This window comes from Nocardia sp. FBN12 (genome assembly GCF_050320175.1).
Classification (GTDB): Bacteria; Actinomycetota; Actinomycetes; order Mycobacteriales; family Mycobacteriaceae; genus Nocardia.
The window spans coordinates 1696327-1709690 of the sequence record NZ_CP190048.1 but is presented as its reverse complement, the minus strand read 5'-3'; the positions used below and the strand labels follow the sequence as shown (position 1 = coordinate 1709690).

14 protein-coding genes are annotated in these 13364 nt (G+C 67.5%); 10 read left to right on the top strand and 4 right to left on the bottom strand.

Annotated features, from left to right (window positions below):
- Positions 1-73 precede the first annotated feature (73 nt).
- A complete protein-coding gene (locus ACQHI0_RS08440; protein WP_427907370.1) occupies positions 74-1012 on the top strand; it encodes a LysR family transcriptional regulator in 939 nt (312 codons plus the stop codon).
- Positions 1013-1093: 81 nt separating this feature from the next.
- Positions 1094-1711: a TetR/AcrR family transcriptional regulator gene (locus ACQHI0_RS08435; RefSeq protein ID WP_427907369.1), complete on the top strand. Its 618-nt coding sequence runs from the start codon at positions 1094-1096 to the stop codon at positions 1709-1711.
- Between the two features lie 40 nt (positions 1712-1751).
- Here the strand turns inward: ACQHI0_RS08435 and ACQHI0_RS08430 are convergent, their stop codons facing one another.
- The gene (locus tag ACQHI0_RS08430; protein ID WP_427907368.1) at positions 1752-2816 is read right to left on the bottom strand and encodes a lipocalin-like domain-containing protein; all 1065 of its coding nucleotides are present in this window, start codon (positions 2814-2816) and stop codon (positions 1752-1754) included.
- Between the two features lie 17 nt (positions 2817-2833).
- Entirely contained in the window at positions 2834-4072 is a 1239-nt protein-coding gene (locus ACQHI0_RS08425; RefSeq protein WP_427907367.1) for an oxygenase MpaB family protein, read from the bottom strand.
- Positions 4073-4235: 163 nt separating this feature from the next.
- Here ACQHI0_RS08425 and ACQHI0_RS08420 point away from each other — a divergent pair, with 163 nt between their 5' ends.
- Positions 4236-5324: a saccharopine dehydrogenase family protein gene (locus tag ACQHI0_RS08420; protein ID WP_427907366.1), complete on the top strand. Its 1089-nt coding sequence runs from the start codon at positions 4236-4238 to the stop codon at positions 5322-5324.
- Between the two features lie 47 nt (positions 5325-5371).
- Here ACQHI0_RS08420 and ACQHI0_RS08415 read toward each other — a convergent pair whose 3' ends face one another.
- The gene (locus ACQHI0_RS08415; RefSeq protein WP_427907365.1) at positions 5372-6238 is read right to left on the bottom strand and encodes a helix-turn-helix domain-containing protein; all 867 of its coding nucleotides are present in this window, start codon (positions 6236-6238) and stop codon (positions 5372-5374) included.
- Positions 6239-6326: 88 nt separating this feature from the next.
- Between ACQHI0_RS08415 and ACQHI0_RS08410 the strand changes: the two genes are divergently transcribed.
- The 7 genes from ACQHI0_RS08410 to ACQHI0_RS08380 all read left to right on the top strand — a co-directional run bounded on the left by ACQHI0_RS08410 (position 6327) and on the right by ACQHI0_RS08380 (position 12144).
- A complete protein-coding gene (locus tag ACQHI0_RS08410; RefSeq protein ID WP_427907364.1) occupies positions 6327-7118 on the top strand; it encodes an SDR family oxidoreductase in 792 nt (263 codons plus the stop codon).
- An 8-nt stretch (positions 7119-7126) separates the two neighbouring features.
- Positions 7127-8212, top strand: coding sequence for a diacylglycerol kinase (locus tag ACQHI0_RS08405; RefSeq protein ID WP_427907363.1), 1086 nt, complete (start codon positions 7127-7129; stop codon positions 8210-8212).
- 110 nt (positions 8213-8322) lie between these two features.
- On the top strand, positions 8323-9168 hold the full coding sequence (locus ACQHI0_RS08400; RefSeq protein ID WP_427907362.1) for an aldo/keto reductase: 846 nt from the start codon (positions 8323-8325) through the stop codon (positions 9166-9168).
- Positions 9169-9351: 183 nt separating this feature from the next.
- Positions 9352-9492, top strand: coding sequence for a hypothetical protein (locus ACQHI0_RS08395; RefSeq protein WP_427907361.1), 141 nt, complete (start codon positions 9352-9354; stop codon positions 9490-9492).
- Between the two features lie 20 nt (positions 9493-9512).
- Positions 9513-11294, top strand: a complete 1782-nt coding sequence (locus ACQHI0_RS08390; RefSeq protein WP_427907360.1) for a thiamine pyrophosphate-requiring protein — start codon at positions 9513-9515, stop codon at positions 11292-11294.
- The gene (locus ACQHI0_RS08385) at positions 11294-11755 is read left to right on the top strand and encodes a CinA family protein (RefSeq protein ID WP_427907359.1); all 462 of its coding nucleotides are present in this window, start codon (positions 11294-11296) and stop codon (positions 11753-11755) included. Before ACQHI0_RS08390 ends, ACQHI0_RS08385 begins: the two co-directional genes overlap by 1 nt.
- A 41-nt stretch (positions 11756-11796) precedes the next feature.
- Positions 11797-12144, top strand: a complete 348-nt coding sequence (locus ACQHI0_RS08380) for a DUF6766 family protein (RefSeq protein ID WP_427907358.1) — start codon at positions 11797-11799, stop codon at positions 12142-12144.
- Between the two features lie 40 nt (positions 12145-12184).
- Here the strand turns inward: ACQHI0_RS08380 and ACQHI0_RS08375 are convergent, their stop codons facing one another.
- Positions 12185-13324: a TetR/AcrR family transcriptional regulator gene (locus tag ACQHI0_RS08375; RefSeq protein ID WP_427907357.1), complete on the bottom strand. Its 1140-nt coding sequence runs from the start codon at positions 13322-13324 to the stop codon at positions 12185-12187.
- Positions 13325-13364: the final 40 nt, after the last annotated feature.

Sequence of the window (13364 nt, the reverse complement as noted above, 5' to 3'; positions counted from 1 at the left end):
ACTGTTGCCCACAAGCATTCGTTTTCGCACGATGTGTACTAATATTTCGCACACGAGCCGAAGGAGGTGCGTGGTGCTCCATTCACGATTGCTGCAGTACATCGACGAGGTGGCGCGGCTGGGCTCCATTCGCGCCGCCGGTGCCCGGCTGCACGTCGCGCCCTCGGCGATCAACCGGCAGATCTTGCTGCTCGAAGCCGAACTCGATCAACCGCTGTTCGAGCGGTTACCGCGCGGCATGCGTCTCACCCCGGCGGGCGAAGCGCTGGTCGCGCATATCCGGCAGACACTGCTGCAATACCGCGAGACGGTGGCCGACATCCGCGATCTGCGCGCCCTCGGCAGCGGTGAGGTCGTGATCGCCACGATGACCGGCCTGGCCAGCAGCGTCGTCGCCACCGCCGCGGCGACGTTTCGCGCCCGTCATCCGCAGGTCCGGATATCGATCCGCACCATGTCGACCCTCGATATCGTGGCCGCGGTCGAGAACAGCGAGGCCGATCTCGGTCTCGGCTTCAACATCCCGTCATCGACGCAGCTCGAGATCTACTGGCAGATCAACACCCGGCTCGGAGTTGTTGTCTCCCCCCATCATCCGCTGGCCGCGATGGACACGATTCCGCTCGCGCACTGCACGCCGTACCCGCTGATCTTCGCCGACCGCTCGATGGTGATTCACGGGATCGTCGCCGAGGCCTTCACCAAAGCCGACCTCGATATCCAACCCGCGTTTCACACCAACTCGATCGAGACGATGAAACGGCTCGCGACCACCGGCGAAGCCATCGCCTTCCTCAGCGAATTCGACATCGCCGACGAACTGCGCGACGGCCGCCTGGCTTTTCGGCCCGTTCGAGATGCCTTCAGCGACAACATCATCGCGCTGGTGCGCCGGGAAAAGCACGGCCACGGTCTGGCCGGGCTCCTGCTCGCCGACGAGATCGTCGGGGCATTGCGGCCCGGCGAGACGCGAGCGGCACCAGTCGCTCCGACGAGCGACCAGGACCGCTGATCGTCGAGCCGTACCTTTTGGTAGGTTTGACTGTACGGCTGAGTACGGTTCGCCGCCCGCGACACCCGAAGGAAAGTGGCCATGACCGAGAAATCGCGACCACCGGCTCCGGTGTCCAAACGCAAAGCGGCAGCGGCGCGGGGTGCGGCACGCAGGCTCGGCGTCGAGGACTGGACGGCCGCGACTCTGCGCATCCTGCTGCGCGACGGCGTCGCCGCGATCACCATCGCCAAGGTGTGCGACGAGCTCGGGGTGACCAAAGGCAGCTTCTACTGGCATTTCGACGGCATCGACCAACTGCTCGAGACCACGGCGCAGTTCTGGTGCGCCGACCACAATGACGCAGCCCGCGGATTCCAGGATCTCGACGATCTGCCGCCGCGGCAACGCCTGGACCGGATGGGCGAACTGCTCACCGGGGAGCGGGTGTGGCAGGTCGAACTGGCGGTCCGGGACTGGGCGCGCACCAACACCAAGGTGGCCGAGGCGGTGAAGGCACTGGATCAGCGGATCTTTCACAGCCTGTCCGACACCCTTGTCGACATGGGGTTCTCGGCCGAACAGGCGCAGATGCGCGCGGGGCTGATGTGCTTCGCCGGCATCGGTTTCGTCCACGGAAATCAGAATCTGCCCGTGCCGACCGAGGATCAGCGCCGCGAGTTCTTCCGCTTCGTCACCAGCACCGAATCGCCCCGGTGATCAGCTGACCTGCGCTGCGCCACAAGGAGTTCCGCGGGGGTCAGGTCAGCGCGACCAGTTCGTGCAGCGTGGTCCCACTGCGCCGCCGCGGTCCGCTGTCGGCGTGCACCGTCAGGTCGAAACTCGACTCGAACCGGAAGTAGCCCGGGTGCCCGACCAGCCGATGCACCAGCGGTTTGATCAGCCGTGCCCGCACCACCGGCAGGTCATCCAGTAGATCGTGGGCGTGGATCACCCGCGTCACGTCCAGGCGTAGTTCGACTTTCCCGGGGACGCGCAACTCGATCCACTCGGGATAGGCGCGGCCCGCGGTGGCGTCGAAACGCGCCGGTCCCTCGGTGAGCACCGTTTCGCCGGTGGACAACACGATGTCGGCGTGGTGCGCGAGCATCAGCGGGTTGATCTCGTGTCCGCCCCGGCGCTGCTGGGTCAGCACCGAGGCGTACAGCAGGGAATAGTCCTCGACATACAGTCGGCCCCAATGCCAGCGCTCGATGATCTTCTTCATGTCGCCGACGCCCCAGTTGTGGTCGTGATACCCACGTCCGGTGACGTCGTGGCGCACGCCGTCGAGTTCGATCGACCCGGTCACCTCGGCGCGCGGGGCACCGACCATCCAGCCGAAGGAATCCGCTGTGCCGAAACGGGTTTCGCCCTTGCCCGGCATCCAGCTCGGCACCTCGTTGTGGAACCGCAGGTCGAACGCGATGCCGCCCTCGGCCATTCGCAGGTGATGGGTGGGCGGCCCGTCGTCGCGGAACTCGGTGCGCGCGGTGTTGTCGCCGATGCGGACATCGCAGGCATCGGAGGAGAACGAGGCCGCCGACTGTGGGTAGCGCCGCGACACCTGGCGGCGGGTGCCGTCCGGGGCGTAGACGATCATCTCCACCCAGGGGCGGGCCAACGGCAGGTCTTCGGGCCTGCGCTTGGTCAGGAAGCCGATCACCACGTGGCCGGTGTCGAGGTGGGCGTCGAAATACCAGTGCTCGAAGGCGAGTTTGCTCGGCGACGGATGAAAGCCGTTGTGGCGCGGTTCGACCGGGGTCAGTACCGCGTCGCGGCGGCCCGGACCGTTCCATACTTCGACGATGTCTGCGGTGGTCATGGCTGCTTTCGGTGGGGTCATCGGCGCAGTGCGCCGCTGGCGTCGAAGGCCGCTTCGCGACCTCGCATCTGGGCTCGGTACCAGTTCTCACGGTGGGCGAGCATGAGTTTCTCGTGCGCCCGCGCGAACGGCGGGCAGATCCGGCGCGCGAGTTCCATCGCCGTGATCAGCGGAAAACGCAGGAGCGGGAGCAGTATCCACGGGAAGGCGGGCGGCATGGTGTAGCGACGCCGGGTGCCGGGTGCCATGTACATCGCGGAGTACACGGAATTGATGCGGTAGTTGTACTTTTCGCGCAGGCGCGTCAGACCGCTATGGCCGTCGCGGGGAGCGAAAGCCGCGGGGTAGGACTCGATCAGCTCGGTGCCGTGCTGACCGGAGTCGTAGGACCGCGACGCGATGGTCATCGCCAGAACCCGCAGCCCGTCCGAGACCGTCTCCGGGTACCAGCGCAGCCGCACGCCCAGCAGATGGCCCATGTACTTCTGGAAGTGCAGCAGCGCACGGATTTCCGAGGGTGTCGTCTGATAACCCAGCGCCCACAAGCCGAGACCGGGCGTCACACTGCCCGCGAGCAGGGTCAGCATCTGGTAGGTCTGGCTGATCGGCAGGCCCCATCGGTCGATGTCCCATTCGGGATGCCCGGCCACCTTGGCGCGTACCGAGACATGCATGACCCGGACCTTCAGCGCGGTCGCCCGGCCCGCCGATCCCGGGGTGAGCAACGCGTCGCGCGCCGAGACATCCATCCAGAACCGGGTGGTCTCCAGGAATCGGCGCAGCGCGCTGTCGCCCGCGTAGCCACCGGCCAGTGACAGCGGCGTCGCGACCGCCGCCTCGGTGTACATCTCGAGCGTCTCGGCCCCGGCGAAGCTGAAAAGCATTGTCCCCCAGCGCCGCCAGATCGCCGCACCCTGCTCCACCAGTTCGGGCACCACCCAGTCGGGCACCGTCTCGAATTCGGCGAACAGCGCGCGCATGGATTCCGGTGCGTCGGGCACCGCGTCGATGCCCTCGGTCAGCGCCGTCTCCAACATCCGGCGTCCGGCTTTCGGCCCGATCTCGCCGTGCATCACCTCGGCGACGAAGCGTTCGGCGACCGGGTCACCGGTGAACAGGTCCTCGCACAGGGCGACCGCCTGCTCGTCGGTGGGGAACAGCCGCTGCCTGGTCACCGTCGTGAACACGCGTTCGATGCGCTGCACTGCCGGAGTACTGCGAGCTTCCCAGTAGCGAAAGGCGGTGGGGCACTTCACCGGTGGCCTCCTGTTGTTCGAGGCTCCGACCGAGCCCGAAACGACCGTACTACTTCACACAGTTTTCCATACCTTAAAGTACGGAAAGAGCCTCGTCGTTTGCCACACCGCACGAAAAAGTAGGTAGTGTCAGCAAGCGGCCAACTATGAGGAGACAGCGGCGATGCCGAAAATCGTATTGTTCGGGGCCACCGGGTACACCGGACGCCTGACGGCCGAGGCGCTCATCGCACGCGGCGCTTCGCCCGTGCTGGCGGGACGCAACGGGGCCGCCGTCGAGAAGCTCGCCGCCGACCTCGGCGGCGCGCGGACTGCGGTCGCCGACGTCACCGACCCCGATTCCGTGCGGGCCCTACTCGACCGCGGCGATGTGCTGGTCACGACGGTCGGCCCGTTCTTGCGCCATGGCCGTCCCGCGCTGGACGCGGCGATCGCCGCCGGAGCGCACTACGTCGACTCCACGGGCGAAGGCCCCTTCATTCGCACCGTGTTCGAGCTCGACGACGAGGCCCGCGCCGCCGGGGCGGGCCTGCTGACCGCGTTCGGGTTCGACTACGTGCCGGGCAACCTGGCCGCCGGACTCGCCTTGCGTGAAGCGCCGACCGCTACCCGTGCCGAGATCGGCTACTTCGTACAAAGCCCCGGCACCAGCGGCGGAACCCGTGCCTCCATGGCCGGAATGCTGTTCGAATCCGGCTTCGCCCTGCGCTCCGGGCGGGTTGTCGCCGAGCGCACCGGCGCGCGTCTGCGCACCTTCGATGTCGCCGGAAAGAGCCGCACGGGCACCTCGATCCCCGGATCCGAGCATTTCGCGCTGACGCGCTCCTATCCGAATCTGCGTGCGGTCGACGTCTTCCTCGGCCTGCCTCCGCTCGCGGCACAGGGATTGCACCTCGGCTCGCGACTGACAGCCGTCGTCGCGCAGGTGCCCGCGCTCAAGCGTGGTCTCGATGAAGCCCTGGCTCGAACCGTCAAGGGGTCGACCGGTGGTCCCGACGCCGACGCTCGCGGCCGCACCCGTTCCTGGGTGGTCGCCGAAGCGCGCGATGACGCCGGCAAGACGTTGGCGAGCGTCACGCTGGCGGGCGGCGATCCCTACGATTTCACCGCGGCGATCATGGCCTGGGCCGCCGAGACCGCACTGGGCGGTGGACTACTCGACGCCGGTTCGCTTGGCCCGGTCGACGCGTTCGGGCTCGACGCACTCCATACCGCCGCTGTCCGCGCGGGCTGGAACCGACACCCCGCATGATGTCGGCCGAGCTGCGAGCTGAACGGCTCGGTGCCGTGGCCGGCGTTTCACAGAACCGCGGACAGCGCCGCGGCCCCCGCTCGGATCGTTGCCAGGTAGTGCGCGCGATCGCCGCGGCTGACCGCGGCCTGTAGAGGACCGATCTGTACCTCGTATGGTGCCGCGGAGCCGTCGAACACCGGTGCTGACAGGTAGCTCACGGGCAGTGGTTCCGCGCTGTCGAGGTCGGCTTCGCGATAGGGGCGGGCGGTGAGGCGCGAGAGTTGGCGCAGTACCCGAGTGCGTAGCTCCGGCTGTACCACTTCGGCACCGACCGCGCCGAGAAGTTCCGCGAGCACATCGACCAGACCGGCGTCGTCGGAGTCGGGGCGAAATACCGCGCACCCGTGGGTGGTGACGAATCGCAGCAGCGCGGGCGCGTTCCGCCGCGCCGGACCGGTCGCGCTCGCCGACCAGGCTTTGCGCTCGGCCTCTTGCCGCCACGGCATCACCGCGGCACCGGCCGGATAGCCGAGCGGAATGGATTGTCCCACAGCGAGTCCGGGCAGAATCCGGGCGCCGAGCGCGTACTCCTTCGCGACCACGGTGAGTCGGCCGTCGGCGATCCGGCTCAGTGTCACGCCGCAGTGCGCGGACGCGGCCAGCGCCTTCAGCTCGGCGCTCACCGCCGCGCTCGGGATCTCGGTGTCGACCGGGCGCAGGACAGCCAGCGCCGGACCTGGACCGAAACGGCGCGCACGGTCGCGGCGCACCCAGCCCGCGTCGGTGAGTTCGGTGAGCACCGCGGTGACGGTGGCACGGGCGAGACCGAGCGCCGAGGCGACTTCCGAGGCGGTCAGCGCTCGCTCGGCGCGGGTCAGCAACTCCATCACCTCGATGACCCGGCGGGTCGGCGGCGACGCGGATTCCGGCATGGCACCCCTTGTTCACGGGCGCTGCCCGCCCTACACTGCCTCGACTATTCGTCGCATATTAGTCGACTATTCGACACGAGGTGGGATCATGATTCTCGACCAATTCCGTCTGGACGACCGGGTCGCCGTCGTCACCGGTGCGGGGCGCGGGCTCGGCGCCGCGGTCGCCGTCGGCTTCGCGCAGGCGGGCGCCGACCTGGTGATCGCCGCGCGCACCGAGTCCGACCTGCGGCAGATCGCCGAAGAGGTAGCGGCGGCCGGTCGACGCGCACATGTCGTGGTCGCCGACCTCGCCGATCCGGAGACGGTCGCCGGACTCGCCGAGATCGCGGTGGAGCAGTTCGGCCGTTTGGACATCGTCGTCAACAATGTGGGCGGGGCCATGCCGAAGCCGTTGCTCGACACCTCCCCCGGCGATCTCGCCGACGCCTTCAGCTTCAATGTCGGCACCGCGCATGCCCTGGTACGGGCCGCTGTTCCGCGAATGCTCGCGACCACGGGCACCGGATCGATCATCAACATCACCTCGACCATGGGCAGGCTCCCCGGCCGCGCGTTCGCCGCGTACGCGACCGCCAAGGCCGCGCTGGCGCATTACACCCGCAGTGCTGCCCTGGATCTGAGCCCCCGCATCCGGGTCAATGCCATCGCACCGGGCTCGATACTGACCTCGGCCCTCGCCGTCGTCGCGGGCAACGACGAGATGCGAACCCAGATGGAGCAGGCCACACCGCTGAAGCGACTCGGTGAGCCGACCGATATCGCCGCGGCCGCGGTGTTTCTCGCCTCGCCTGCCGGATCGTTCCTCACCGGCAAAGTCCTCGAGGTCGACGGCGGTCTCATCGCCCCCAATCTGACCATCCCCCTTCCCGATCTGTGAGGACGACCATGACTCATCGTGTAGTGCACTGGGGCACAGGCAATGTCGGACGGCACGCGCTGGGAGGCGTGCTGGCCGATCCCCGGCTCGAATTGGTCGGCGTGCACGTCTCCGGGCCCGACAAGGCGGGCCGCGACGCAGGCGAGCTCGCCGGAGCCGCGACCGCCACGGGCATTCACGCCACCACCGATACCGCGCAGATCCTGGCGCTGCGGCCCGACTGTGTGGTCTATACGGCCATGACCGACAACCGGCTGATGGAGGCGCTTGCCGACCTGCGGATGTTGCTGTCGGCCGGCATCAACGTCGTGGCCAGCGCGCCGGTGTTCCTCCAGTACCCCTGGGACGTACTGCCCGCGAACCTGCTCGAGCCCGTGGAACAAGCTGCGGCACAAGGTAATTCGTCACTGTTCGTCAACGGCATCGACCCCGGCTTCGCCAACGATCTGTTGCCGCTGGCGCTGGTGAGCACCTGCCGTGCGGTCGAACAGGTGCGCTGTCTCGAGATCGTCGACTATTCGACCTACGACAATCCCGCGGTCATGTTCGACATCATGGGCTTCGGCCGCCCGATAACGGAGACGCCACTGCTGTTGCAGCCGGGCGTGCTGTCGCTGGCCTGGGGCAGCGTGGTGCGTCAGCTCGCCGCGGGCCTCGGCATCGAACTCGACACCGTCACAGAGAATTTCGAGCGACTGCCCGCACCGGAAACCTTCGACATCGCGTCGGGCACCATCCCCGCGGGCACCGCCGCCGCCCTGCGCTTCGAAGTCCGCGGCATGGTCGGCGACCGCGTGGTGACCGTGCTCGAGCACGTCACTCGTCTGCGCGCCGACCTCGCCCCCGACTGGCCACAGCCCGCCCGCGCAGGCGGTTCCTACCGCGTCGAGATCACCGGCGAACCGCACTACACCCTCGACCTCGCCATGTTCAGCGACCACGGCGACCACAACCACGCCAGCCTCGTCGGCACCGCCATGCGCCTGGTCAACGCCATCCCCGCCGTAGTCGCCGCGCCCCCCGGCATCCGCACCACCCTCGACCTCCCCTTCATCACCGGCACCGGCCTGGCGGACCCGGATCGGAGGTACTGACCGCATCAGTCACCGGATTGGCATGTGTGCTCGCCGGGGGTGGCCGGGATGACGCACCTGACGGCCGACACGTCCTATGTTGTCGGAGTGGCAACGAAAGGAGTATTTCCATGCAGACCGTCACCCTCAACAACGGCGTCGACATGCCGATCCTGGGATTCGGGGTCTTCCAGATTCCCGACGACGAAACCGAGAAAGTCGTCATCGAAGCGCTCGAAGCCGGATACCGCCACCTCGACACCGCCGCCAGTTACGGCAACGAAGAAGCGGTCGGCCGCGCGATCAAAGCCAGCGGCATTCCCCGCGAACAGTTGTGGGTTACCACCAAACTGTGGGTGCAGCCCGCCGGGGAGGACAATACGAAACGTGCTTTCGAACGCTCGCTGCGCCGCCTCGGACTGGACTACCTCGACCTCTATTTGATCCATCAGCCCTTCGGCGACTACTACAGCGAATGGCGCGCGATGGAAGCGCTGCACAAGAAAGGCCTGGCCCGGGCCATCGGTGTCTCCAATTTCTACCCCGACCGGCTCGTCGACCTGATCGACCACAACGAGATCACCCCCGCGGTCAACCAGATCGAAACCCACCCGTTCTTCCAACGCCAGGACTACCAGAAGCAGATGGCCGAGCTGGGAGTGCAGATCGAATCGTGGGGTCCGTTCGCCGAGGGCCGCAACAACCTGTTCACCGACCCCACTCTCACCGCCATCGCCGCGGCCCACGACAAATCCGTCGGCCAGGTGGTGTTGCGCTGGCTCACCGAACGCGGCGTCGTCGCCATCCCGAAATCGGTTCGCCCGGAGCGCATGGCCGAGAATTTCGACATCTTCGATTTCACCCTCACCGCCGAGGAAATGGCGCAGATCGCCGCTCTCGACACCGGCGCGTCCCTGTTCTTCGACCATCGCGACCCGACGATGGTGCACCAGCTCGGCACCCGCTCGATCGACTGACCGACCTCCATCAGCCGGCATCAGCAATGACGAACTCGACGCCCGAGGAACTCGACTGCCTCGGCAACGCCGAAGAACTACCCGCGGGACCGCTGTTTAGGAATCGGTATCCGCGGTACGACCACACTGGGCGGTCGAGGACGCCGACCGCCGGAACGGATATCCCGCAGTCGAAGGAGGACCATGGTTTCGCGCGACATCATCGCTCAATTGCGACAGGACATCACCACGGCCACTGACGCCGGAGACGAAGCGACCGCCCAGCGACTTCGCGACGAATTGGCGAAGGCATCGGAGCAGTCCGACGATCGACCCGCCGAGTAGGCAGCCGGAGGAGGGGAACCATGCCGATGCAGGTCGCGGACTTCGTCCTCCAGCGGTTACGGGAGTGGCACATCGGGCAGGTGTTCGGATACCCCGGTGACGGCATCAACGGTCTGATCGCCGCGTTCGGGCGTGCCGAGAACTCCCCCCGCTTCGTGCAGAGCAGGCACGAGGAGATGTCCGCGTTCCAGGCCACCGGGTACGCGAAGTTCAGCGGCGAGGTCGGCGTGTGCGCGGCCACCTCGGGACCGGGCGCGATCCACCTGCTCAACGGCCTCTACGACGCCAAGCTCGACCATGTGCCGGTGGTGGCCATCGTCGGCCAGACCGCCCGCAGCGCGATGGGCGGCAGCTACCAGCAGGAGGTGGACCTGCAGGCGCTGTTCAAGGATGTGGCTTCGGACTATCTCGTCGAGGTGAATGTCGCCAACCAGCTGCCCAACGCGCTGGACCGGGCGATCCGCACCGCCGTGGCCCGCCGCGCGCCGACCGCGGTGATCATTCCGGCGGACCTGCAGGAGGAGCCGTACGAGCCACCCGCGCACGCGTTCAAGCAGGTGCCGTCCAGCCCGCCGGGCATGTCGCGCAGCATCTCGGTGCCGACGGGGCCGGAGGTGGAGCGAGCGGCGGATGTGCTCAACGCCGGAACCAAGCTCGCCGTGCTCATCGGCCAGGGCGCGCGCGACGCGGTCGACGAGATACTCGAGGTCGCCGAGCTGACCGGCGCGGGCATCGCCAAGGCACTGCTCGGCAAGGACGTGCTGTCCGATGACCTCCCGTTCGTCACCGGCTCGATCGGCCTGTTGGGCACCCGCGCGAGCTATGAGCTGATGCGCGACTGCGACACTCTGCTGATCGTCGGCTCGAACTTCCCCTACAGCCAGTTCCTGCCCGAACTGGATCAGGCCCGGGCCGTGCAGATCGATGCCGACGGCGCGTCGATCGGGATGCGCTACCCCACCGAGGTGAACCTCGTCGGAGACGCGAAAGCCACACTGCGCGAAGTGATTCCGCTGCTGAAACGCCAGCAGGACCGCTCCTGGCGCGACACCGTCGAGGAGAACGTACGGCACTGGTGGCAGACGCTCGAACGCCAATCCATGCTCGACGCCGACCCCGCCAACCCGATGCGGGTGGTGTGGGAACTGTCGCAGTGTGTTCCGGACAATGCGATCATCACCGCGGATTCGGGCTCGTCCACCAACTGGTACGCCCGTTGTCTGCGCATGCGTGGCACCATGCGCGGCTCGTTGTCGGGCACGTTGGCCAGCATGGGTGCCGGTGTCCCCTATGCCATCGGCGCCAAGTTCGCGCACCCGGACCGCCCGGTGATCGCGCTGGTCGGTGACGGTGCGATGCAGATGAACGGCCTCAACGAACTGATCACCATCCAGCGCTACCAGCATCTGTGGACCGATCGACGTCTGATCGTCTGCGTCTTCCACAACAACGACCTCAATCAGGTCACCTGGGAGTTGCGCGGCATGGGCGGAGCGCCGAAATTCGAAGAGTCGCAGACACTTCCGGACATCTCCTACGCCGAGATCGCTCGTTGCACCGGCATCGAGGCAATCGCCGTCGACACCTCCGACGGCATCCGGCCCGCGTGGGATCGCGCGTTGGCCGCGGCGGGCCCCGTACTGCTCGACATCCGCTGCGACCCCGAGATGCCGCCCATCCCGCCGCACGCGACCGCCGAGCAGATCAAGGACCTCGGTCGCGCCGTACTCCAGGGCGACCCGGGTGCGTGGCATCTGCTGGTCCAAGGTGTGAAGAGCAAGGCTCAGGAATTTCGGCCCTGATGGTGACGACCGCGCACCAGCTGGCCGACCTCGCCGAACAACGCGGGCTGACAGTAGCTGTCGCCGAATCGCTGACGGCGGGCAACGTCGCCGCGGCCCTCGGCGCCGCGCCGGATTCGGCGGTGTGGTTTCGAGGCGGAATCGTCGCCTATGCCACCGAAGTCAAACGGCGCGTGCTGGATGTTCCCGATGTGCCGGTGGTGTCCGAGGCCGCGGCGACGGCGATGGCGCGGGGAGTGCGAGCGCTGATGGACGCGGATATCGCCGTCGCCACCACCGGCGCAGGCGGCCCCGACCCGCAGGACGGGGAGCCCGCCGGTTCGGTGTGGTTCTGCGTGGTGTCGCGCGGCGATGCCAGGGCAAGTCACCGCCGATTCGACGGCGATCCCACCGAAGTTGTCGAGCAATCGACGCAGTACGCGATCGAATTGCTGCTGTCGATGGCCAGCGAGCGAACGTGAGCGGCCCGGTGTCGGCCTTCGGCAACCGGGTATAGCCAGTTATGGCACACTTCCGCCGCTGGGGAGCTGTCTACGTGCTGCTGTTGCTGTTCCTCGGCTCATGGGCCGCACAGTTCGTCACCCAGCTGATCGAGTACCGCAATACCCAACACCAGCTCGGCCAGCCGTTCCAGTGGTCCGGATACTGGCCGGAATTTCTCGCCAGCACCTTCGAGAACTGGCAGAGCGAATGGTTCCAGCTGGTCTTTCAGGCCGTGCTGCTTCTCGGCGCCAAGCATTGGATCTTCCGGGTCGACGCCGAGAACACCGAGCGCATCGAATCAAAGGTCGACGATCTGCGCAATTACCTTGTCCCGCTGGACCGGCAGTCGCCGACGCCCAGCGACTGACCCACAGCGGGCGTCTTCGCCGCCTGACCTGGACGCTTCGTCACACGCCGAGGGCGGCGGTGGCGATGGCGGACAGCGGCGCGCTCAGGTTGGAGGTGGCGGTGAAGGCGGGGTCCCGGGCGATGTCGTTCATCGCCATGAGGGTGGCTTGAACGGTCACCAGGGCTTGTTCCGGCGTGAGGGTGGGGCGGGCGGTGCGGCACAGTCTGACCCATTCGCTGACGTAGTCGCGCTGGGCTTGGAGCAGCGGTTCGGCTTGGGCGCCGAGGCTGCGCATTTCGGTGATCAGGATGTCGACGAGGGCGGGGTGGCGCAGGGTGAAGTCGGCGTAGACGGTGACCAGTGCGCGCAGGGCGGCGGCTTCGTCGGGTGCGACGAGCAATGCGTCATCGAGGGTGATCTGGAGGTAGCCGTTGCCGCGGTGCAACGCCACCTCGAGGATCTCCTGTTTGCTGGCGAAGTGGTTGTAGACGCTCGAGGTGGACAGGCCGACGGCCTCGCCGATCGCCTCCATGCCGGTGCTCGCGTAGGTCTGGTCGGCGAAGATGCGCAGCGCCGCACGCAGGACCTGTTCGCGTTTGCTGCCGCGCGAGAGCCCCTCGGGTATTGGAGCCCGGTGTGGCTCAGGCACGTCCACAGCAGCACTCAGGATCGCCCCGGCGATCTCGACGAGGGTGGAGCGGAATTGATCGGGTGGCACGGTGGTGCCATGGAAGGCGGGGCTGAGCAGCGCGGCCAACGCCATTCTCGCGCGCAACCGCGCGCCGAGGTCGGCGGTGTCGCCGATCGCCGCCCGGGTGAACAACTCGCGCAACTGCTCGAGGCGGGCCGCGAGATCCAGGCGTTGTGGGCGCGGGAGATGGCGGGCCTCCCGCACCCACAGCAGGGGCGCAGTGCGCTGGGTGACCGCGAAATTGGCCACCCCGCCCACCACGTCGTCACCGTTCAGCGTCGCCGCGAACCGTTCCAGGGTCTGCTCGATCACTGCGCGCAGCAGATCGTCCTTGCCGCCGAAATGCCGGTAGAGCGCCGACGGCCCGACCCCGACGGCCGCGGCGACATCGCTCATCGCGACGTTCTCGAAACCACTGGTCGCGAACAGCGAGGCCGCCGCGTCGACGATCTGGTCGCGGCGGTCGGCCGGCCGCTTGCGGCGCGCGGCGAGAGGCTGGTCGGACACCACGCGGACTCTACCGCTCACCCGAGCCACAGCGATCGAC